This is a genomic window from Paraburkholderia phosphatilytica (assembly GCF_003443895.1).
Taxonomy (GTDB): domain Bacteria; phylum Pseudomonadota; class Gammaproteobacteria; order Burkholderiales; family Burkholderiaceae; genus Paraburkholderia; species Paraburkholderia phosphatilytica.
The window spans coordinates 20,010-39,459 of the sequence record NZ_QQOA01000012.1 but is presented as its reverse complement, the minus strand read 5'-3'; the positions used below and the strand labels follow the sequence as shown (position 1 = coordinate 39,459).

The following is a 19,450-nucleotide window of genomic DNA, read 5'->3' as shown; positions in this document are numbered from 1 at the left end:
GGGCATGCGGCGTGAACCCGCGCGGCGCCGTCGCTTCATGGAGACTCACGATGAGAATTGCGCAGATCGCGCCGTTGACCGAATCCGTGCCGCCGAAGCTCTACGGCGGCACCGAGCGCGCGGTGTCGTACATCACCGAGGCGCTCGTCGACCTCGGCCACGACGTCACGCTGTTCGCGAGCGGCGATTCCGTGACCAGCGCGAAGCTGGAGCCGGTGTGGCCGCGCGCGCTGCGGCTCGATCCGGGCATCCGCGACCGCGTCGCGCCGCACATGCTGCTGATGGAGCTCGTGCGGCGCAAGGCCGACCAGTTCGACGTGCTCCATTTCCACATGGACTACTACTCGTTCTCGGTCTTCAAGCGCCAGGACACGCCGTTCGTCACGACGTTGCATGGGCGGCTCGATCTGCCCGAGCAGCAGCCGGTGTTCGACACCTTCAACACCGCACCCGTGATCTCGATCTCGAACGCGCAACGTCAGCCGTTGCCGCAGGCGAAGTGGCTGACCACGGTCTATCACGGTCTGCCGGAGCAGCTGTACACGCCGCAGCCGGTCGAGCAGAAATACCTCGCGTTCCTCGGTCGGATTTCGCCGGAAAAGCGCGTCGATACCGCGATCCGCATTGCGGGCCGCTGCGGGCTGCCCATTCGCATCGCCGCGAAGGTCGACGCCGCGGACGAAGAATACTTCGAGCGCGAAATCAAGCCGCTCTTCGATTTGCCGTATGTCGAATACATCGGCGAAATCGCGGACGATCGCAAGGCCGAGTTTCTCTCGGGCGCGCACGCACTGCTGTTTCCGATCGACTGGCCGGAGCCGTTCGGGCTCGTGATGATCGAAGCGATGGCGTGCGGTACGCCGGTGATCGCGTTCAACCGCGGCTCGGTGCCGGAGGTGGTCGACGACGGCATCTCGGGCTTCATCGTCGAGGACGAGATCGGCGCGGTGGCCGCGATCAACCGGTTGAACAAGGTGCCGCGCGCGGGCGTGCGCAGACGCTTCGAGGAGCGCTTCACGTCGCACCGGATGGCGCGCGAGTACCTCGAGGTCTACCAGAAGGTGATCCGCGCGCAGAAGCGCTCGCGCTTCAAGGTGATCGACGCGTCGACGCAGTAAGGCCGACGCGGTTAGTTCAGGTCATGCAGCGGGCGGTACGCGGTGCGGGTGCGCACCGCGTACCGGTATCCGGCTCCCGCCGGACTCAGATGTTCAGGCGCGAAACCTTCGTGCCCTGCAGCGACAGGTCGCCCATCAAACCCGCGTTGGTCAGCACGAATACTTCCACCGGCGCCGTTGCGGTGTTCGAATCGACGGCGCCGTTCGCACCCATCTTCACCAGCGCGACCGACGCGTCGCCGCCCACCGCCCAGCCGTCCGAGCTGCGGAATTTGTCGAGCGCATCCTGCGTCATGAACAGGAAGATCATCGCCTTCGACTGTGCGCCTGCCTGCAGGCCGAACGAACCCGATACGGTGCTGTAGTAGCCGACCGTCGCGCCGCCCACGCGCAGCGAGCCTTCGCCATACTGGCCGCCGACGATGAAGCCCGCCTGGTAGATCGACGGGAACACGAGCACGCCGCGCGCCTTCGCAACGAGTTCACGCGAGCCGCTGACGGTCGTGTAGAGGCGCGACATCGTCGTGTCGACGTTCGAGTTGATCGACTGGCGCTTTGACGTGTTGCTCTCGTTCGTGGCCGAGTGCTGTTCGCTGGTGGTCGTGCAGCCCGCGAGCGTAAGCCCGCCGAAAGCCACCAGGCCCGCGGACTTCAGCATGAAATTTCGTCTTTGCATCGTTGTTCTCCGTCGTAAATTCTGGGATGTGCCCAGTGTTTCGAGCAGACCGACAATCAGGTTATAACACACGGATTGCGAAACAACGTGTCGGCTGCACCGGGTGAAAGCCTTGCCTGGCTTGGTTCTGCGGGCGGCGGCCAAAAGCGGTCCGGTAACTTTGACCCGGCGCGCACACGCTGGAAAGCCCGCTTCAGGCGTAGCACGTGGAGTGCCCGAACGGGTTCGGATGCGTATTTTCGGAGGCACCGCGACGCGTTCGAAGCGGTGCGCGCCAGGCCATTTCTACCGATCTGGCTCGCTCGAACAGCGCTGGATGAAAGTAGATGGAAAGCAAGGCGGGCGCACGCGAGTGTTGCGCCTCACAGACGGTTCGCGAACGATTTGCGGATGATGGCGCGAACGAACCGGCCTGCTGAGGGTGCCCCCAGCAACCGGTTCAGTGCGGCGTGTCGGCGTTGGTGGTAGCGGGCTTCACCGGCGGCCGGCGCAGCGCGCGCCGGATGCCGCCGATCACGACGCCGATGCCGAACAGCACGGCAGCCGGCACGATCCAGTAGCCGACGAACGCGTGCCACAGATAACCGTAGAGCGTCGCGCGGCGCAGCGCATAGAGGTCGATCGCTTCCTGCTGGCGTTGCGCGTTGGCGGAGAGCACATCGGCGGGGCAGCCGGCCGCGCGCGCATCGTCAGGCTTCCCATGACAGCGCGCGGGAGCACCGGCGGCGCGTTGCGCGTCGGTGAAGTCCCATGTCGTCAGCGCGTTGTTCAGATCGACGGTGTTGTACGCCATCTCTTCCTGAATCTCACGTACCGCGACGATCAGCACCGGCACCAGCCAGAACACGATGACGACGAGCCATCGCCGGAACCAGCGGTTCTTGTGTCTCCATGCCATCCCTGCCTCCGTTCGATGCACGCCGGCATCAACGACAAGACCGCGGCCCGATGGCGCATAGTTTTAGTGGGGTGGGCCGCGTACGCAGCCATCATAGAAGAAAACAGTGCGCTTTGCCGCACGGCAAGCCCGTAGGCGATGCGCGCCGCGAGCGAACGCGTGGAAGGTGCGCGATCAGCGGCGGATCGTTGTACGCGGGAGGGTGTCGGCGCGACGGGTTCGCTCGCGCGATCATGAAAAGGACGGCGGAAAAACGCAGCGCCCGGTCACCGTACCGGCAACCGGGCGCTGGCGCTTCGATCGATCGCGGATCTGGTCGACCCGAGATCAACCCGCGGATCAACCCGCCTTGTTGCTCAGACACGTCTTCATGAACGCCTTGCGGTCGTCGCCTTTCTTGCCGGCGGCCTGCTGGTTGCAGGCGGTCATCTTCTGCTGCTGGGTCATCGGCGCGGCGGCGGCCGCGGGTTTCGCCGACAGACAATCCTTCATGAACGCCTTGCGGTCGTCGCCTTTCTTGTCGCCGGCCTGCTGGTTGCAGGTGGTCATCTTCGACTGCTGGCTGTTCTGTGCGAACGTGGGCGCCGATGCGAGGAAGCCGACGAGGGCGAACGCGGCGACGGCGGCTTGAAGCTGGATGGGCTGGACGGACTGGATCTTCATGGGACTTTCCTCTTCGGTGTCAGACACAACGGTTGGGGAGAACGACTCGACAGCGGCTCATGCAGGTCCAGCGGATGCATCGGGTCAGGCGCAACGGCTACAGCAGACTTTCATCGGAGTTTTCCACACATCATGATGAAAGCTTTCCGTGAGAACGGGTGAACGTCTGTGTCGGTTGACGCACATGGCGCCAGGGGTTTCCCCTTGGAAAGCGGCGCCGATGACGTACCATCGAGTTCGCCCGTATTCGTCTGTGTTCGTCTGCGGCTGTGCGTGCCGATCGACGCATCGCGCGGCGCAATCTTCAAGGAGACTTCGATGCATTACCTGCTGATCTACGATCTCACCGACGACTACCTGCAACGCCGCGGCGAGTATCGGGCAGCGCATCTCGCGGCCGCATGGGCCGCGGCCGATCGCGGCGAGCTCGTGCTGGGCGGCGCGCTCGCGGATCCGACCGACAACGCGATCCTGCTGTTCACGGGCGACAGTCCTGCCGCTGCCGAAGCGTTCGCGAAGAACGATCCATACGTACTCGCCGGTCTCGTTACGCGCTGGCGCGTGCGGCCGTGGACCACGGTCGCTGGCGAGACCGCGTCCACGCCGGTGCGCTGAGCACCACACAACATTGCGATTGCAGCCGCCGCACGCCGCATCGCGCGCGTGACGCGTGTTGAACGGGGAGAAGCGCTTGGCGTTCGGAATTCGGCCGCGTGTGCCGCAGGTGGTGTCGCGGGCAGTGCGGTGCTGGGCGGCCGCGTTAGCCGCCGGCGCGCTGGTTGCCGCCGGCTGGTGCGCGCTCGGTGCGGACGCGGCGTCTGCGCCGCCCGCGCTCGATGTGACGACGTCATGGATCGGCAACACGTTCGGCTTCGGCGACGGCAGCTGGACGCAGATCAATATCACCGACATCGCGGTCACGCCGGACGGCCGGGTGTTCACGAATTCGCCGTGGGACGAGAGCGGCGCCGAAGCGAGCGTCTACCAGAACGGCAAGGTGCTGCGCGTGGCGGGCGGCACGCATGGCTGGGGCAACAGCGGCGGTCTCGCGGTGGCCGTCAACCATCGCTATGCGTATCTCGGCGTGAGCGTCAGCAGCGACGGCGGCCGCGTGTTCGCGCCCGGCGTGACGCCGCCGAAGGGCCACACGTGGTTCGGCGTGTCGCGCCGCGAAGTCGACGACGTGTCGAAGGCCGCGACGTTCCGCCTGCCCGACGTCGCCTACGACGAACATTCGCAGCTCGCCGCCGCGTTCCTGCGCATCAACGACCAGCTCGGCCCGCCCGCCGGCAGCACGCCGGATGCGAACGCGCCCGGCCCCGACGCAGGCGGTCTCGCTGCATCGGACAGCACGCTCTATGTCGCGAACACCGCGCACGACCGGATCGAGCGCTACGACGCGGAGACGCTCGCGCGTCTCGGCACGTGGCCGGTGCGCCGGCCCGGGCGTCTCGCGCTGGGCCCCGACGGCACCGTGTGGGCGTTGACCAGCGCGGGCCCGCATGAAATACCGCGTGTCGCGCATTTCGACGCGCAAGGCAACGCGCTGCCCGACACGCTGACGCTGCCCGCCGATACGATCGCGACGGATCTAACGGTCGATTCAGCGGACCGCGTGCTGGTCGCCGACAACGGCCCGCGCCAGCAGATCCTGATCTTCGCCCGCCGCGAAGGGCGCTTCGAGTTGACCGGCACACTGGGCGAAGCGGGCGGCATCTTCGGCGGCGTGCCGGGCAAGCCTGGGCCGCTGCGCTTCGACGGGCCGTCGGGCGTCGGTGTCGATGCGGCGGGGAACATCTACGTTGCGTGCAACGGCAGCGGTTCGCGCTACGGCACGATCGCGAACGGCACCGGCGCGACGCTCGCGAGCTTCGCGCCGGACGGCACGCTGCGCTGGCAGGTCGAAGGGCTCCTGTTCGTCGATGGCGCGTGGATGGACCCGGCGCGCCCGGACAGCGTGTACACCGGCAACAAGCGCTTCGTGCTGGACCTGTCGAAGCCGCCCGGGCACGACTGGACCTGGGTCGGGCTGCTGTCGAACCGGTTCCGCTATCCCGACGACCCGGTCTTCTACACCGACGACTATCCAGGCCAGCCGATCGCGCGCTCGCTGAGGGGGCACACGTTCCTGTTCCTCACCGACATGTACGCGGACCACCTGAAGATCTACCGCTTCGATCCCGCGCATGACGGCGAGACGGCGATTCCGTCGGGCTTCATCGCGGGCGGCGCGGAAGCCGTCGCGCGGGTGCCGCATGCGCCGCCGGGCGGCGAGTGGCTGTGGCGCGACCTCAACGGCGACGGCGGTTTTTCGGCGGACGAGTTCACGCAGAACGTCAGCGCGCCGAAACTCGCGGGCGGCTGGGGCTGGTGGGTCGACGAGCACGGCGACATCTGGCGCACCGTCGATCGCGCGATCTACCGGCTGCGGTTCGGCGGGCTCGATGCGCACGGTAACCCGGTCTACTCGTACGCGGACATGGTCGCGTACACGGTGCCGGCGCCGTTCACGAGCGTGCGCCGCGCCATCTACGACGCACAGGACGACTCGCTCTACGTGACCGGCTACACGCGCGACGCGCCGTTCGATCCGTCGTACTGGAAAGAGGCAGGGCGCGTGCTCGCGCGCTACGACCACTGGTCGAGCGGCAGTCCGGTGCTGCGCTATGCGATCGCGCTGCCGTGGCAGACCGGTGCGACGCCCGCGTTGACGAGCCTTGCGCTCACCGTGGAAGGGCAATACATCTTCGTCGTCGAACCGGCCGCGACGGTGCACGTGTTCGACCGCGCGAGCGGCGCCGAGGTAGGAACGTTCCGCCCTGGCCCGGAAGTGGGTCGCACGTCGGGCTGGATCGACGTGCCGAATGCGATCAGCGCGCATCGCGAGGCCAATGGCGAGTACCTGATCTTTGTCGAGGAAGACGCGCGCGGCAAGGTGCTGGTGTACCGCTGGAAGCCGCATGCCTGAGCGCCGCCTGCGCGCGCATCCGTGAACGCGTCGGGTGGTTTTGCTGCGGCTGCACCAGCGTGCGCATTTCGCTTTGCGCATGCATGGCGTTTTCGCCTGAACGGCTAATCGGATCGCTATATCGTCAATAAGATAAATGCAGTGAAAAATAAAAGCCGATTAACAGATCAATTTCATTAAAGCGAAAAACGCTTGCGCAGAGGCTTCAGTTCGTCGCGAAATCGCATGAGTTACCGGCTGCCCGCTATGCAGAAAAAACGCCCTGTTTTCAGGCTTTTTCTGCGTTGTGTGTCGTACCCGCTTGACATGCGGGCGGAAATGTCGGTTGGGGGAAATTTGTGCCGCCATTTAAATGGTCGGCGTAAATCATCCCGTTTGAGTTTCACCTTGTAACAACTCTACACATCGTGAAACGCGAAATGCGGGGTAAACATCAATCAGATGAATAGGATGCTAATTTTTTCTGGTAGGCTTTTTTGCAGTGCGGCGTTGCTGTCACGCGACGCCTCAATTCTCCCTTCCGCCCATTCAACCCAGAGGGAATAGATACCATGCTCAAAGTCACCAAAGCAGTGTTTCCTGTGGCAGGCCTCGGTACGCGATTCCTGCCCGCCACCAAGGCGAGCCCGAAGGAAATGCTGCCGATCGTCGACAAGCCGTTGATCCAGTACGCGGTCGAAGAAGCGATCGCGGCCGGCATCACGGAGATGATCTTCGTGACGGGACGCAGCAAGCGCGCGATCGAAGACCACTTCGACAAATCGTACGAGATCGAGGCCGAGCTCGAAGCGCGCGGCAAGCAGAAGCTGCTGGAACTGGTGCGCTCGATCAAGCCTTCGCACGTCGACTGCTTCTATGTGCGCCAGGCCGAAGCGCTCGGTCTCGGTCACGCGGTGCTGTGCGCGGAAAAGCTGGTCGGCGACGATCCGTTCGCCGTGATCCTCGCGGACGACCTGCTGTACAGCAAGACGCCGGTGATGAAGCAGCTCGTGGATACGTTCAACCACTATCACAGCTCGGTGATCGGCGTCGAACAGATCCCGCCGTCGGAAACGAAGTCGTACGGCATCGTCGACGGCAAGGAGTGGGAGAAGGACATCGTCAAGCTGTCGGGCATCGTCGAGAAGCCGGCGCCGGACGTCGCGCCGTCGAACCTCGGCGTGGTGGGCCGCTACGTGCTGATGCCGACCATCTTCGATCACATCCGCGCGCTGAAGCCGGGCGCGGGCGGCGAACTGCAATTGACGGACGCGCTGCAGTCGCTCCTCACCGAACAGCAGGTGCTCGCGTATCGCTACCACGGCACGCGTTTCGACTGCGGCAGCAAGCTCGGCTACCTGAAGGCGACGGTGGAGTTCGCGCTGCGCCACCCGGAAGTGCGAGCCGATTTCGAAGCGTATCTGCAGGACTATCTCGCGGCCTCGCAGACCATGCCGAAGGCGGCCTGAGCGGGCGATTTAGCGGATTCGTTGCGCGTACCACTGGAAACGCGGCGGCTGCGATGCAGTCGCCGCGTTTTTGTTTTCCGAGCTAACCGGATCGCAGTCGCAGGCTGATGGCAGTTGATGCCAGTCGATCTAGCACCGCGCGGCATCGAGCAGCGCGCGCACTTCGTCGTCCTCGGTCTGCTGGAAATCGACGTAGTACTGCCCGACGCTGATGAAGCGCATCGGCGTTTTCACACACACGAACTCGTCGACGGTATCGCCGATGCGAGCCGCCGCGCTATACGGCGCAACCGGCAACGCGGCGACGATCTTCACGGGGCGATCGGTCTCACCACGCGCGCGCAACGCCAGTGCGGCCGCGCGCAGCGATGCGCCTGTCGCCATGCCGTCGTCGACGACGATCGCCACGCGGTCCGCGACGGCCAGCGGCGCGCGAGTGCCGCGATACTGCGCTTCGCGCCGTGCAAGCTCGCCGCGTTCGCGCGCGAGCACCGCGTCGAACTGCGCGGTATCGACGCATGCGTCGCGCACGAGATGCCGATCCACGTACAGCGCGCCGCCGGACGCGATCGCGCCCATCGCGAGTTCCGGCTGGTACGGCACACCGAGCTTGCGCACGACGAGGAGATCGAGCGGCGCGGCCAGCGCTTTCGCTACTTCGAAGGCCACAGGCACACCGCCGCGCGGCAACGCGAGCACGATGACGTCGCTGCGTGCCGCGTAATGCGTCAGCAATCGGGCGAGTTCGCGCCCGGCATCGGCGCGGTTCGCGAAAGGTCGTTCCCAGTCCATCGCACACCTGCATGCCGCGAACGCGGCGAGCGATCGATCATCGGTTCGCCCAGTGTGCCACTCGCGCGGCACGCGTGCTCGCGGCGGTTTGCATGACCGCGTCAGCGCCTGAATGCGCTGCGCAGTTCTTTCTTCGCCTGCTGAAGCGTTGCGCGACGCGTCTTCGGCAGATTGCGGCCCGCGCGGTTGATGTAGAAGTTGAGCATCGACATCGCGGACTGAAACGGCGTCCCTTTGCGGCGCCGGCTGCGCTCCGACGAACGCTTCAACGACTGCGCGATCTCGCTCGCGCTGCCCGTCTTGAAGATGTCCTTCTCGACGTCCATCGCGTCGCTGCGTTCGTTGACGGACGCGGACCAGCGGCGCGAACTCACGGCTGCGCGCGGCTGGACGCGCTGGCGGTGCGCGTGCGCCTGCGTGTGGCGTTGCCGCGGCGGATGACCGGCGCGCTTGCGCGCGGTGGGGTGGGTGGATCGGCTGGCTGGCATGGTGAACCCCTCGTGGATCTGGATGGCCGCATGAACTGCGTCATGAGCCGCGTCGAATGGCGCGCGACGCATCAATGAGCGGACGGGCGCGCGTCGGTTGCGCTCGCGTACGCGATCCATGAATGCCGCAAGCGGGATACCCAAACGGGTTGCCGGAGGGTTGCCGCACCCGCAAAACCGGTGAGGTGCCGGTGATCCACGAGTCGACCCGATTGTGCCGGTTTCGATAACAGTGAATTTTTGAGATAGGTATTAACCCTAGAGAAAAACTGGCCTAAAGTGATTCCAACGGCATGTAGACAAACGGATTTGCTACACCGTCACAACAATCGTTGGAGGTATGCATCATGAAATCGCTGATCAAGGCTGTCGCTATCGCTGCTGTGTTCGCCATCCCGGCCGTGTCGTTCGCTCAATCGAACCAGCCGGTCACCCGCGCACAGATCCGCACTGAACTGCAACAACTCGAATCGGTCGGCTACAACCCGTCGATCTCGAACGACGAAGACTACCCGGCCGACATCCAGGCCGCCGAAGCCCGCGTTGCCGCGAAGTACGGTACGCAGAACAGCAGCTACGGCCCGGCCATGAACGGCTCGTCGCAATCGGGCGCTGCGGTTGCGCCGATCGCCGCACCGACGTCGGCTGCGCCGGACAACCAGTCGGTGTTTTTCGGCCACTAAGCAACGGCTGCTCGCCGGCAGCCAATGCCGGCGAGCGCTGACGCTGATATCGACGCGCTGGCGTCCGATGATCCCGGCGCTCGCTCGCCGCGGCGTCGAGAACATGGAATAGAAAACCTCCGCCGCCGGTTTCCGGTGGCTTCGCCCAGCCCGTCTGGACTGGGCGTTTTTTGCGCGCAGTACGCGTTGTTGTGCGTTGTACGATGCGGCTTTCCGCAGACGTTTGATTCACGTGCACAGCGACAAACTCCGCGACAAACTCGCGTGTCACGCCAGTGAAAAGACAGGGCGCTTCAGCCCGTGTTTTTCGCCCGGCTTCCATCCTGAAAATGCGCTGGTCTGTGGTAGATTGCCTCGTCGCATCGAGGTGCAGCCCGCGTCTTCGCTCAAGCACCCCAATGTCGCGGTGTTGTCGCGCGTAACCCGGCAGGTCTCAAAAAGGCTTTCTTCCCCGCGCCGGCACGGCGCGCGAGACACGTCCGCTGTTCGATCCCTGAAACACTCGCTGGTGTGCACGATGCGCGCCACGGCGTGGCTATGCCATGTCTGGCGCCAGAACAAATTCGTACGACGAGAAAACTGTTGTTTGATTGAAACACGCACGGTCAGGCAACGTTAAATTTTCAATGCTTAAAACTGTCTCCTCAGCCATGTCGATCGATCGGCGTTTCGGGGCGATCGCCGCGGCGATCGGCATCCCGCTCGTCGTGCTGAGCGGCTGGCTGTTGAGTCATCAGTGGCGGGCGTTTTCCGAGGCCAACCAAGGTCTCGTCGCGTTCCAGACCTTCCGCGGCGCGCTCGTCGTGATGGAAAAGATCTCGTTCGAGCGCGGCCCGACCAACGGCATGCTCGGCGAAGCGCTGCCCATTTCGCCCGCGGCAGTCAACGCGCTCGACGCCGCGCGCCGTGCGTCCGACTCAGCCATCGCCACGCTCGACGCGCAGCTCGACGCGTCGCATTGCGCGAACTGCGCGGCGGAGCGGCGCCAGCTGCAACAGTTGCGGACGGAACTGGCCGCGGCGCGTGCGAATGTGGACGCGCTCGCGCGGCAGCCTCGCGCGGAGCGCAAGACCGCGGCGATCGCGGGCGCGGTGGACCAGATGGTCGCGCTGGTGCCGCTGCTCGACCCGATCACCGACGAAGGCGGCATCGGCGCCGTGAAGGGCGATCCGGCCGCGGTGAACTGCATCGTGATCGCGCGGCTGGCGGCGACGCTGCGTGAGCAGGCGGGGCTGCTCGGCTCGCGCTTCACGCCGGCCCTCGCTTCGCAACGCGCGTTGACCGAAGACGAAGAATTCGCGATCGAGCGCACGCAGGGCGGCATCGACCGTCTGCGCGAGTTGATGGAGCCGCACGTCGACGCGCATCCGGCGCTCACCGCGGGCGCGTATCCGACCTTGAACCGCGTGTATTTCGGCGACGGCGAAGCGTATGTCGCGAAGGTCCGCGTGCTCGCGCGGCGTCCGCAAGGCGCGGGCATCTCGACGCGAGCGTTCGCGCTCACCTATGTGCCGCTGATGCGGCCGATCGTCGATTTCCGCAACGAAGTGCTCGATCTGTCCGACCACGAAATCCGCGCGCATCGCGAATTCCAGCTCGAACTGCTGCTCGGCACCTGCGCGTTCGCGTGGGCGTTTCTGGTCGGACTGGTGTGGCTCGTGTGGATGTTCCGTGAGCACATCGTGCGGCCGTTCTCGGAGGCCGCGCGCGTGATCCGCGCGATCGCGCTCGGCGACCATGCGATCGACGTGCCGAGCTACGTGTATCGCGGCGAGATCCGCGCACTGTTCGAAGCGATCGACGTGCTGAAGACGAGCGACATCGAACGCACGAAGCTCGAGCTCGAACGCTACCGGTTGATCGGCGAACTGCGCACGATGGCCGACACGGATTCGCTGACCCAGCTCTACAACCGCCGCGCGTTTGAGATCCGTGCGCGCGCCGCGTGCGCCGACCGCTGTGTCGATCGATGCGCGCCCGACCCGTGGCTCGCGCTGGTGATGTTCGACGTCGACCACTTCAAGCGCATCAACGACACGCATGGTCACGCAACCGGCGACCGCGCGCTGCAGAAGGTCGCCGACCTGTGCCGCGAGACCTGGCGCAGGAACGACATCGTCGCGCGGATCGGCGGCGAGGAGTTCGCGGTGCTGGTAGGCGTCGCGAAGCCGGAACTCGCGATCGAGATGGCGCACCGGCTGCGCGACCGTCTCTCCACGACGCGCCTGACCGTCGAGCAGGGCGGCGAAGTGCGCATGACGGCGAGCTTCGGCGTCGCGTTCGCGTTGCGCGCGGACGAACCGCGCCTCGAAGCGCTGCTCAGGCGCGCCGATGGCCTGCTGTATCGTGCGAAGCTCGCGGGACGCGACCGCGTCGAAGCGGAGCCGGTCGAACCGTCTGAAGTGTCGCTCTGAAAACACCATCCGTTTCAAATACGGCAGTATTCCTGATCGAACCCAACAGTTGATTCGACTGCGCGCTCGAAGATAATCGCATCGCGCGAATTCGCTTTAGCGGAAATCGTCGCGCAGGTGCGTGCTTTCATTTTCATAAACGCGATTTCCGTTTGAATCAGGACAATGCGCGGACAATCGCGGACAACGCGTTTTGCGAGATTTCACCTGTAAATATGAGTAAGAAATAGATACAGGCGATACAAAGCATCTCGAATCGTCCGGCAATTGCACGCTAACCGCGCTGATTGCGAGCGCCGGCGCGGCAGATCGCGAATTTCAGGCACCTGTGCGCAAAAAACGACGCCCTGGGACTCGGTACGCAACCGTACAGAGCGTGCCTCTACGGCGCGTCATCTTGGCAGCACTGGATCCCACTGAAGGTTCCACAGGGGCGCTGGCGCGCCATTGCAGGATGCGGATTGCCGAGCATCCCCCAGCCAGCCATTTGACTGTCTGCCTGAAGAATCAATCGACCACATGAAAAATCTGGAACTGTACGTACCGACGCGTATGCAGGGCTCCCGGCGAGAATTTTCGTGCGCGATCCTCGGAGCGGGACCGGCGGGGATGGGTTTCCTTTTTCACGCATTCAAATCGGGAAAGCTGGCCGATATCGCCAGGAAAGGATTGCTGATTATCGACAAGCGATCTTGGCTGGGTTCGGGAAAACTGGGCGATTATGCAAACGTCGTCGGTAACTCCGTTGGCAAAACCTTTCTCGCGTGCCTCGAACACGAAACGCTCGAAACCCTGTTCGACGACATCCGCAACTTCTCGCCGCTGCATCGCTGTATGGTCGCCGCCGGCGACGGCGCGCCGCAACTGCGCGATGCGGGCGACCTGCTCGCGCTCGCGGCCGAGCGGCTGATCGCGCATCTCGTCGCGCACTACGACGTCACCGTGCTGCGCGGCTACGAAGTGGATACGCTGCAGCGCCGTGCGGAAGGCGGCTACGACATCGTGTATCGCGACCTCAACGATCCGAAGGGTCTGCCGCTGTCGGTGTCGAGCGAAACGGTCGTGATGAATTTCGGCGGCATGCAGCGCACGGCGGAAATCGACAGCCTGTGCGACGGGCTCGGTCTGCCCGCGCCGGGTCCCGACGCCGAACGCTTCACGTCCGACGAACTGCTGAGCTGCAACACTGCGCAACTCGTCGGCACGTTCGCGCCGGTTTTCGCGCGGCTCGCGGAAGCGGGGCAGAGCGAACGCCGCAAGCGCGTCACGGTGATCGGCGGCGCGCACAGCGCGTTCTCGGTGGTCGACCGGCTGGCAACTGAACTTGGTTGCGTCGGCATCGATGAGATCGCCGTCGTGCACCGCTCGGCGATCCGCCTGTTCTTCGAGACCGCGGAGCTCGCGCGCGAGCACGGCTATGCGATCGACGAAGCCAACGACATCTGTCCGGTCACGAAGCGCGTGAACCGTTCGAGCGGGCTACGCTACCGCGCGTTCGACGTCGCGCGTTCGATCATGGCGACGGGCAAGGTGCCGGGCATGAAGCCGCCGGTGGAGCTGATCGAGGTGGGTAGCGGCGAAGCGGCGCGGCAGCGCGCGGCGGAGTGTCTCGCCGATTCGATCGCGGTCGTGCATGGGGCGGGCTACGGTCCGAACCTGCCGTCGCTGAACGACCGCCGAGGCGCGCCGATTCCGCTGCAGTTCGGTCAGGGCGGGCTCGTGTCGGACCCGACCGGCCGGCCGTTCGACGTGTACGGCGATGTCGTGCCGGGGCTGTTCTCGTTCGGGCTGGGCTCGGGTTTCCGGCCCGATGCGCAGATCGGCAGCGAGGCGGCGTTCCGCGGCCGCATCTACGGCGTGTGGATTTTCCACCACGACATCGGCGGCAAGGTGCTGAAGGGCGTGCTCGAAGCGCTCGAAGGAGGCACCGCGGGGGAGTCGTCGAGCGACTCGGATGCGCCGGCCGCTAACGACGCCGTTGCGGCCGGTCCCGCGCCGATGTCGCAGATGACCGCCTGATTCACTCCGGCGTGGGCTCGGCGTCGTTGCCGGACCAGCTCACGCTCGACACGCTCTTCTCCATCGCGAGACGGCTCGCGATCTGTTCGAGCTTCGGCTGATCCTTCGGATGCAGCCGCAGCGTCGCCGTCACCTCCACACGCGCCGGGTCGTTGTCGCCAGCGACATCGCGGCTCGTGAGGCTCTGGAACGACAGCGGCGTCGACGACATCGCGTTCGACAGCGCCGCGCGGATATGCACCTCGTCCGGCTCGCGGCACACCACCGTCAGCATGTACTCGCGCACGAGGTCCGCCGCCGATACCGGAGATGTATTGATCGCGCGGCTGACTTCGCGCAGCACGGTGTTCGTGAGCAGCACGACGATCGTGCCGGCGAACGCCGGGCCGTAGTGTCCCGCGCCGCACAGCACGCCGACGGCGGCCGCGCACCACAGCGTCGCCGCCGTATTGATGCCCTGGATCGAACCCTTGTCGCGCATGATCACGCCGCCGCCGAGAAAACCGACGCCGGACACCACGTAAGCCGCGATCTGCGTGATGCCGCCCGTGCCGTTGCCGGTCAGCACGCCGAGCGTGACGAACAGGCATGCGCCGCTCGCGACGAGCGTGATCGTGCGCAGGCCGGCCGTGCGCTGACGCATCTGGCGTTCGAGGCCGATCGCGACGCCGAGTAGGAACGCGGCGGACAGGCGCAGTACGAATTCGAGCGTCATGACGTGGTTGGGTTCGTTGGAGCGTGCGTGAACGGTTTCAGGTGCGACTCGATGCATCGCGGGCGGTTTGCCGCGGCCGCTACTTTAGCGCACTGACATTTCGATTCCGCTTTCAGCGCCGTTTGCGATCACGCCGGCGCGGCGCGCGCGCATGCGTTGCGCGCCTGCCGGCACGATCGGCGACGCGCGGCTAACATGGAGTGATCCCGTCGCATTCGACTCGCGCCTGCTTCGTGTTTGCCCGTGAGGATGCGGCATCGCTCTCCCACCTGCGCGCGCATTCACATCGGTACGTGCACTCACGCACCTCGATGCGCGCCGTCCCGCAAGGAAGCTCCATGACGACTCCTGAATCGCCCGTGTGGTTCATCACCGGCTGTTCGAGCGGCTTCGGCCGCGAACTGGCGCGCGCCGTGCTCGCGCGCGGCTGGCATTGCGTCGCGACCGCGCGCGATCGGCACGTACTGAACGATCTTGCCGAAGCGCCCGGTCACGGCGACCGGCTGCTGTGCGTCGATCTCGACGTCACGCAGCCGGCGCAGATCGACGCCGCGGTCGAAGCGGCGCGCTCGCGCTTCGGCAGCGTCGACGTGCTCGTGAACAACGCGGGCTACGGCTATCAGTCGTCGATCGAAGAGGGCGAGGAAGCGCAGATCCGCAGACAGTTCGACGTCAACGTGTTCGGCCTCTTCGCGATGACGCGCGCGGTGCTGCCGCTGATGCGCGCGCAGCGCAGCGGGCATGTGCTGAACGTGACGTCGGTGGCGGGTCTCGCGGGCTTCATGGGGTCGGGGTACTACGCAGCCAGTAAACACTCAATTGAAGGCTTCTCGGATTCGCTAGCGGCCGAAGTGTCGCCGCTCGGCATCCGCGTCACGTGCATCGAGCCGGGCCCGTTCCGTACCGACTGGGCCGGGCGCTCGCTGGTCCAGACGCGCAGCCGGATCGCCGACTATGCGGAGACCGCCGCGAAGCGCATGCAGGCGACCGCGGAGAACAGTGGCACGCAGCCCGGCGATCCGGCGCGCGCCGCGCAGGCGATGATCGCGGTGACCGAAACCGCGACGCCGCCGCGTCATCTGGTGCTGGGCGAGTGGGGCGTGAATGCGGTGTCGGCACGTCTTAATGCCGCGCTCGCCGATCTCGACGCGTGGCGCGACACTAGCGTGGGCGCGGATTTTCCCGAGAGCGAGCGATAGGCGCGCATTCTGAAGCGAACGCGAAAGCGGCGGACGCGAATGGCCCGCCGCGCGCCCACTTCACGCCGTGGTGTTGACCATCCCGGTCGTTTGACCGGACGCGAGCATCAGCTGCGCGAGCTCTTCGGTTGCCGTGGAGATCGCGGAGTTGATCGTCGCGACCTGGCCTTGCAGGCTGGTCATGCGTGCGGCCTGCGCACCTTGTTGCGCGCCCTGTGCCGTGGCTGAAGACGACGCTTGCGATTGTGGCTGCGACTGCGATGAGTCCGCACCTTGAGCGGCGTGCTTCGACTGCGACGCTCCAACCGATTGCACCGAGCCGCCAGCCTGGGACGACCCACCGCTCGCCGATGCCGCTGAAGCCTGCGCCAGCTGCGATTGCGCCGACGCCAGTTGCGCCTTCAGCGTGGTGATCAGCTGTTCGAGCTGCTGGATTTCGACGGCGGTAGTGCTCGAACTGCTGCTGCCGCCACCACCTCCTCCGCCACCACCGCCGTGGCTCTTGCTGGTGGTCGAACCCGTGCTGCTGCCAGTCGACGAGCTCGATGAGCTCGAGGAAGTCGATGAAGTTGAAGACGAGGACGAAGACGAGTCGCTGCCCGATTGCGACGAAGACGACGTAGACGAAGACGATGTAGCGGACGTCGACGATGCGGACGAGCCCGCCGCCGCGTTAGACGCCGCCGTGGAATTCGCCGTCGTCGAATTCGCCGTCGCACCGGCGCCGGTCGTCTGCCACGCGCTCACGCTGGTCGCGCTTGTGATCTGCATCAGCACACCCCTTTAGCTGTTCCGTTTCCATGCGCTCGAAGCGCGGGTGAAAAACCTTTCTCACCCTTTCGAGGTTTTACGGCAGCAAGCGCGTGAAACTTGAGCGTGTCGTCGCGTCGGCGTGACTGGCGGGTGTCCGCGCAGGCGGATGCGCGAGCCAGCCGGCAGATCAGGCCTGCGTATCCGGGGCGTCGTCCGACGGGTCGTCGTTATCCGAGGGCAGCGGCAGCGTAGCCGCTTCGAGAAACCGCCGCGTCGCTTCGAACGATTGCAGCATCTGGTCCGGCCACGGCGTCTTGTTCATCACCGACTGATGGTTCTCGAAGGCGGTCGTCATCAGCTTCGCGAGTTCCGGCGAGCGCAGATGGCGCAGTACGACGGACAGCGCGATCGCGGTGGCCTCGCTGGCGCCGGCGGTCTGGAGTTCGGAGGTGGTGAGGGCGGCGAGTTGCTTGTTGAGATCCATGATGTTCCTGGGCTTCGTTGCGGTGCAAAACCGTTATTTTGACGCAGATGCGCATCGCGTGCGGCCGGGCGGTCGGCGAGCGTTCGGCCCGCCAGGGTTATCCGCGATAGGCTCGACCTGCATTCGTCGGTACGCTGTTGTCGTACAACTTATGTGATGTCGTACAACGAGATTGCGCAATCCGGCGCAACACCTCGACGCGGCGCAGCATCCAGATTCCGGCGCGTCCGATCACTCGAAAGGAGATGCAGCATGGCCGACTCGACGCCGTCCCGCTGGTGGGGCATTGGCGCGCCGCTGATGACGGGACTCTTCGTCGCCTATCTGGACCGTACCAACCTGTCGGTCGGGCTGCCGTCGGTCGCGCACGATCTCGGCTTCGCGGGCAGCAGCTTCGCGGTCACGTCGAGCTGGGTGCTGACGATCTTCCTGATCGGCTACGCGCTCGCGAACGTCGCGGGCGGCGTGTTCACGCGCCGGCTCGACCCGAAGGGCGTCGTGATCTGGAGCTTCGCGATCTGGTCGCTCGCGACGGTGATCGCGGGCCTCACCACCAGCATCGCCGCGATGCTGGTCTGCCGGCTGATCCTCGGCATCGCGGAGGGCGTCTACTGGCCGCAGATGTCGCGTTTCGCGCGCGGCTGGTTCGCGCCGCAGGAGCTGACGAAGGCCAACACGCTGATCCAGTACTACGGCCAGTACATCGCGCTCGCGGTCGGTTTCATCGTGCTCACGCCGATTTACCACACGTTCGGCTGGCGCACGATGTTCTTCATCACCGGCGGGCTCGGGCTCGTCTTCATCGTGCCGATGTATCTGCGGCTGCTGCGGCCGCAGTCGGAAGCGCCGTTCGCACAGGCGCAGACCGCGCAGGGAGAGCATCAGCCGCTGACGTTCGCCGCGCTCGGCGGCAGCGCGTTCGTGCTGCTGGTGATCAGCTATCTGACGCAGGGGATGCTGTTCTGGGGCATCACGCTGTGGATTCCGCTCGCGGTGAAGTCGCTGGGTTTTTCCGGCATGGCGCAGGCGCTCACCAGCGCGTTGCCGTTCGCGGCCGCGGTCGTGCTCGCGATTCCGATGTCGATGCTGAGCGACCGCACCAACAAGCGCGTGCTGATCGCGAGCATCGGGATGCTCGTTGCGGGCGCGCTGCTGCTGTTGCTGCCGCAGATCGGCAACGGCACGCTGAAGCTCGCGGTGATCACGATCGCGCTCGGCTTCTACGCGAGCAGCTACACGCCGAACATCTGGTCGATCCTGCAGCTGACGGTGCGTGCCGATGCGATCGGCGCCGCGTCGGGGATCATGAACGGGATCGGCGCGGGCGGCGGCGGCACGCTGGCCGGTTTTCTCGTCGGGCTGCTGTATCACGCGACGGGCAGCTATATGCCGGGCTTCACGGTGCTCGGTGGGCTCGTCGTGATCGGCGGGCTGGCATTGCTCGCGTCGGGCTGGGTGAGCCGGCGGCGCGGGATCGCGGCGTCGCTGCAGCACGGCGTGTGAAGCGCGTTACCAGGCTTCAGACCCGGCTTCACACCCACCAGCGTTCAGGCGTCCTCGCGATGTCGCGCGGCGGCAGCGCGTCGCGCTCGATCATCACGGCGCCGTCCGGATCGACGACGGTGACCGCGCACGGCGCGCGGGCGAGCAACGCTCGCACGGTGCGGCTCGCGGGCCAGCGGCCGAACCACCGCCAGCGGCAGCCCACCACGATCCTGCCGACGCAGAACTCTTCGGCATAGCGCACGATCTCGTCGGCGGCGGTGCCGGTGCGCAGCGCGACCTGGATCATCCAGCGCGCGTCGATCGGCGTGCATTCGGTGAACTGCGAGATGAGCGCGCGCCGCAGCGTATGCAGCGAAATCTCGCAGCGCTGCAACTGCTGCTCGGCGAGCGCATCCACGCCGCTGTCGGGCGCGTGAGGCGGACAGGCCGCGACCGTCAGCAGATGCAGCCGCGCGCCGCACGAAGCCGCGAGCCGCTGCGCGACGGAAGCAGCCTGGCGTGACGGTGCGGAGCCATCGAAAGCGGCCAGAACGTAGCGCATGACGTACCTCCACGTGCGTCGGGTGAGTCTGGGGCGGCGAGGGGCGTCTGACGCGGGGCTAACCCCACAGGCGGCGCTCCTCACT

General features: G+C 65.7%; 20 protein-coding genes. 10 read left to right on the top strand and 10 right to left on the bottom strand.

Annotated elements, in window-relative coordinates:
• The first annotated feature begins 50 nt into the window (after nucleotides 1-50).
• The gene (locus DVS29_RS14950; protein ID WP_118181246.1) at nucleotides 51-1,118 is read left to right on the top strand and encodes a glycosyltransferase family 4 protein; all 1,068 of its coding nucleotides are present in this window, start codon (nucleotides 51-53) and stop codon (nucleotides 1,116-1,118) included.
• Nucleotides 1,119-1,203: 85 nt separating this feature from the next.
• Here the strand turns inward: DVS29_RS14950 and DVS29_RS14945 are convergent, their stop codons facing one another.
• The 3 genes from DVS29_RS14945 to DVS29_RS14935 form a co-directional block, all read right to left on the bottom strand.
• Nucleotides 1,204-1,794 (bottom strand): BPSL1445 family SYLF domain-containing lipoprotein, encoded by a 591-nt coding sequence (locus tag DVS29_RS14945; RefSeq protein WP_118181245.1) that lies wholly within the window; start codon nucleotides 1,792-1,794, stop codon nucleotides 1,204-1,206.
• 439 nt (nucleotides 1,795-2,233) lie between these two features.
• Nucleotides 2,234-2,692 (bottom strand): hypothetical protein, encoded by a 459-nt coding sequence (locus DVS29_RS14940; protein WP_118181244.1) that lies wholly within the window; start codon nucleotides 2,690-2,692, stop codon nucleotides 2,234-2,236.
• A 339-nt stretch (nucleotides 2,693-3,031) separates the two neighbouring features.
• Complete coding sequence (locus DVS29_RS14935; protein ID WP_420816110.1) at nucleotides 3,032-3,355, bottom strand: PsiF family protein; 324 nt, start codon at nucleotides 3,353-3,355, stop codon at nucleotides 3,032-3,034.
• 318 nt (nucleotides 3,356-3,673) lie between these two features.
• On the opposite strand from DVS29_RS14935, the gene DVS29_RS14930 reads away from it, so the two are divergent.
• The 3 genes from DVS29_RS14930 (at nucleotide 3,674) to galU (ending at nucleotide 7,771) form a co-directional block, all read left to right on the top strand.
• Nucleotides 3,674-3,970 carry a YciI-like protein gene (locus tag DVS29_RS14930; protein WP_118181416.1) on the top strand — a complete coding sequence of 99 codons (297 nt, stop codon included), beginning with the start codon at nucleotides 3,674-3,676 and terminating at the stop codon, nucleotides 3,968-3,970.
• A 76-nt stretch (nucleotides 3,971-4,046) separates the two neighbouring features.
• Nucleotides 4,047-6,323, top strand: a complete 2,277-nt coding sequence (locus DVS29_RS14925; RefSeq protein WP_420816109.1) for an NHL repeat-containing protein — start codon at nucleotides 4,047-4,049, stop codon at nucleotides 6,321-6,323.
• 551 nt (nucleotides 6,324-6,874) lie between these two features.
• Entirely contained in the window at nucleotides 6,875-7,771 is an 897-nt protein-coding gene (gene galU, locus DVS29_RS14920; protein WP_118181243.1) for a UTP--glucose-1-phosphate uridylyltransferase GalU, read from the top strand.
• 129 nt (nucleotides 7,772-7,900) lie between these two features.
• On the opposite strand, the gene DVS29_RS14915 is transcribed toward galU, so the two are convergent.
• Nucleotides 7,901-8,563 (bottom strand): phosphoribosyltransferase, encoded by a 663-nt coding sequence (locus DVS29_RS14915; RefSeq protein WP_118181242.1) that lies wholly within the window; start codon nucleotides 8,561-8,563, stop codon nucleotides 7,901-7,903.
• 101 nt (nucleotides 8,564-8,664) lie between these two features.
• The gene (locus DVS29_RS14910; protein WP_118181414.1) at nucleotides 8,665-9,051 is read right to left on the bottom strand and encodes a DUF3175 domain-containing protein; all 387 of its coding nucleotides are present in this window, start codon (nucleotides 9,049-9,051) and stop codon (nucleotides 8,665-8,667) included.
• Nucleotides 9,052-9,398: 347 nt separating this feature from the next.
• Here DVS29_RS14910 and DVS29_RS14905 point away from each other — a divergent pair, with 347 nt between their 5' ends.
• Together DVS29_RS14905 and DVS29_RS14900 are read left to right on the top strand one after the other, a co-directional pair.
• On the top strand, nucleotides 9,399-9,734 hold the full coding sequence (locus DVS29_RS14905; RefSeq protein WP_118181241.1) for a DUF4148 domain-containing protein: 336 nt from the start codon (nucleotides 9,399-9,401) through the stop codon (nucleotides 9,732-9,734).
• Nucleotides 9,735-10,384: 650 nt separating this feature from the next.
• On the top strand, nucleotides 10,385-12,148 hold the full coding sequence (locus tag DVS29_RS14900) for a GGDEF domain-containing protein (protein ID WP_240655628.1): 1,764 nt from the start codon (nucleotides 10,385-10,387) through the stop codon (nucleotides 12,146-12,148).
• A gap of 14 nt (nucleotides 12,149-12,162) precedes the next feature.
• Here the strand turns inward: DVS29_RS14900 and DVS29_RS38130 are convergent, their stop codons facing one another.
• On the bottom strand, nucleotides 12,163-12,285 hold the full coding sequence (locus DVS29_RS38130; RefSeq protein ID WP_276314304.1) for a hypothetical protein: 123 nt from the start codon (nucleotides 12,283-12,285) through the stop codon (nucleotides 12,163-12,165).
• Nucleotides 12,286-12,817: 532 nt separating this feature from the next.
• On the opposite strand from DVS29_RS38130, the gene DVS29_RS14895 reads away from it, so the two are divergent.
• The gene (locus DVS29_RS14895; protein WP_118181239.1) at nucleotides 12,818-14,167 is read left to right on the top strand and encodes a hypothetical protein; all 1,350 of its coding nucleotides are present in this window, start codon (nucleotides 12,818-12,820) and stop codon (nucleotides 14,165-14,167) included.
• Between the two features lies 1 nt (nucleotide 14,168).
• Here DVS29_RS14895 and DVS29_RS14890 read toward each other — a convergent pair whose 3' ends face one another.
• On the bottom strand, nucleotides 14,169-14,882 hold the full coding sequence (locus DVS29_RS14890) for an MgtC/SapB family protein (protein WP_118181238.1): 714 nt from the start codon (nucleotides 14,880-14,882) through the stop codon (nucleotides 14,169-14,171).
• 338 nt (nucleotides 14,883-15,220) lie between these two features.
• On the opposite strand from DVS29_RS14890, the gene DVS29_RS14885 reads away from it, so the two are divergent.
• Nucleotides 15,221-16,081 (top strand): oxidoreductase, encoded by an 861-nt coding sequence (locus DVS29_RS14885; RefSeq protein ID WP_118181237.1) that lies wholly within the window; start codon nucleotides 15,221-15,223, stop codon nucleotides 16,079-16,081.
• Between the two features lie 60 nt (nucleotides 16,082-16,141).
• Here the strand turns inward: DVS29_RS14885 and DVS29_RS38125 are convergent, their stop codons facing one another.
• Nucleotides 16,142-16,264 (bottom strand): hypothetical protein, encoded by a 123-nt coding sequence (locus DVS29_RS38125; RefSeq protein ID WP_276314303.1) that lies wholly within the window; start codon nucleotides 16,262-16,264, stop codon nucleotides 16,142-16,144.
• A 223-nt stretch (nucleotides 16,265-16,487) separates the two neighbouring features.
• Between DVS29_RS38125 and DVS29_RS37315 the strand changes: the two genes are divergently transcribed.
• Nucleotides 16,488-16,868, top strand: a complete 381-nt coding sequence (locus DVS29_RS37315; RefSeq protein WP_164707918.1) for a hypothetical protein — start codon at nucleotides 16,488-16,490, stop codon at nucleotides 16,866-16,868.
• Between the two features lie 153 nt (nucleotides 16,869-17,021).
• On the opposite strand, the gene DVS29_RS14875 is transcribed toward DVS29_RS37315, so the two are convergent.
• Entirely contained in the window at nucleotides 17,022-17,318 is a 297-nt protein-coding gene (locus DVS29_RS14875; protein WP_240655626.1) for a hypothetical protein, read from the bottom strand.
• A gap of 252 nt (nucleotides 17,319-17,570) precedes the next feature.
• Between DVS29_RS14875 and DVS29_RS14870 the strand changes: the two genes are divergently transcribed.
• Complete coding sequence (locus DVS29_RS14870; protein ID WP_118181236.1) at nucleotides 17,571-18,821, top strand: MFS transporter; 1,251 nt, start codon at nucleotides 17,571-17,573, stop codon at nucleotides 18,819-18,821.
• 28 nt (nucleotides 18,822-18,849) lie between these two features.
• On the opposite strand, the gene DVS29_RS14865 is transcribed toward DVS29_RS14870, so the two are convergent.
• Complete coding sequence (locus DVS29_RS14865; RefSeq protein WP_118181235.1) at nucleotides 18,850-19,365, bottom strand: universal stress protein; 516 nt, start codon at nucleotides 19,363-19,365, stop codon at nucleotides 18,850-18,852.
• Nucleotides 19,366-19,450: the final 85 nt, after the last annotated feature.

What these genes read in the sequence shown, in the direction of transcription:
- DVS29_RS14950 (WP_118181246.1), top strand. Translation starts at nt 51, where the DNA reads ATGAGAATTGCGCAGATCGCGCCGTTGACCGAATCCGTGCCGCCGAAG.
- DVS29_RS14945 (WP_118181245.1), bottom strand. Translation starts at nt 1,794, where the DNA reads ATGCAAAGACGAAATTTCATGCTGAAGTCCGCGGGCCTGGTGGCTTTC.
- DVS29_RS14940 (WP_118181244.1), bottom strand. Translation starts at nt 2,692, where the DNA reads ATGGCATGGAGACACAAGAACCGCTGGTTCCGGCGATGGCTCGTCGTC.
- DVS29_RS14935 (WP_420816110.1), bottom strand. Translation starts at nt 3,355, where the DNA reads ATGAAGATCCAGTCCGTCCAGCCCATCCAGCTTCAAGCCGCCGTCGCC.
- DVS29_RS14930 (WP_118181416.1), top strand. Translation starts at nt 3,674, where the DNA reads ATGCATTACCTGCTGATCTACGATCTCACCGACGACTACCTGCAACGC.
- galU (WP_118181243.1), top strand. Translation starts at nt 6,875, where the DNA reads ATGCTCAAAGTCACCAAAGCAGTGTTTCCTGTGGCAGGCCTCGGTACG.
- DVS29_RS14915 (WP_118181242.1), bottom strand. Translation starts at nt 8,563, where the DNA reads ATGGACTGGGAACGACCTTTCGCGAACCGCGCCGATGCCGGGCGCGAA.
- DVS29_RS14910 (WP_118181414.1), bottom strand. Translation starts at nt 9,051, where the DNA reads ATGCCAGCCAGCCGATCCACCCACCCCACCGCGCGCAAGCGCGCCGGT.
- DVS29_RS14905 (WP_118181241.1), top strand. Translation starts at nt 9,399, where the DNA reads ATGAAATCGCTGATCAAGGCTGTCGCTATCGCTGCTGTGTTCGCCATC.
- DVS29_RS14900 (WP_240655628.1), top strand. Translation starts at nt 10,385, where the DNA reads ATGTCGATCGATCGGCGTTTCGGGGCGATCGCCGCGGCGATCGGCATC.
- DVS29_RS38130 (WP_276314304.1), bottom strand. Translation starts at nt 12,285, where the DNA reads ATGAAAATGAAAGCACGCACCTGCGCGACGATTTCCGCTAAAGCGAAT.
- DVS29_RS14890 (WP_118181238.1), bottom strand. Translation starts at nt 14,882, where the DNA reads ATGACGCTCGAATTCGTACTGCGCCTGTCCGCCGCGTTCCTACTCGGC.
- DVS29_RS14885 (WP_118181237.1), top strand. Translation starts at nt 15,221, where the DNA reads ATGACGACTCCTGAATCGCCCGTGTGGTTCATCACCGGCTGTTCGAGC.
- DVS29_RS38125 (WP_276314303.1), bottom strand. Translation starts at nt 16,264, where the DNA reads ATGACCAGCCTGCAAGGCCAGGTCGCGACGATCAACTCCGCGATCTCC.
- DVS29_RS14875 (WP_240655626.1), bottom strand. Translation starts at nt 17,318, where the DNA reads ATGGATCTCAACAAGCAACTCGCCGCCCTCACCACCTCCGAACTCCAG.
- DVS29_RS14870 (WP_118181236.1), top strand. Translation starts at nt 17,571, where the DNA reads ATGGCCGACTCGACGCCGTCCCGCTGGTGGGGCATTGGCGCGCCGCTG.
- DVS29_RS14865 (WP_118181235.1), bottom strand. Translation starts at nt 19,365, where the DNA reads ATGCGCTACGTTCTGGCCGCTTTCGATGGCTCCGCACCGTCACGCCAG.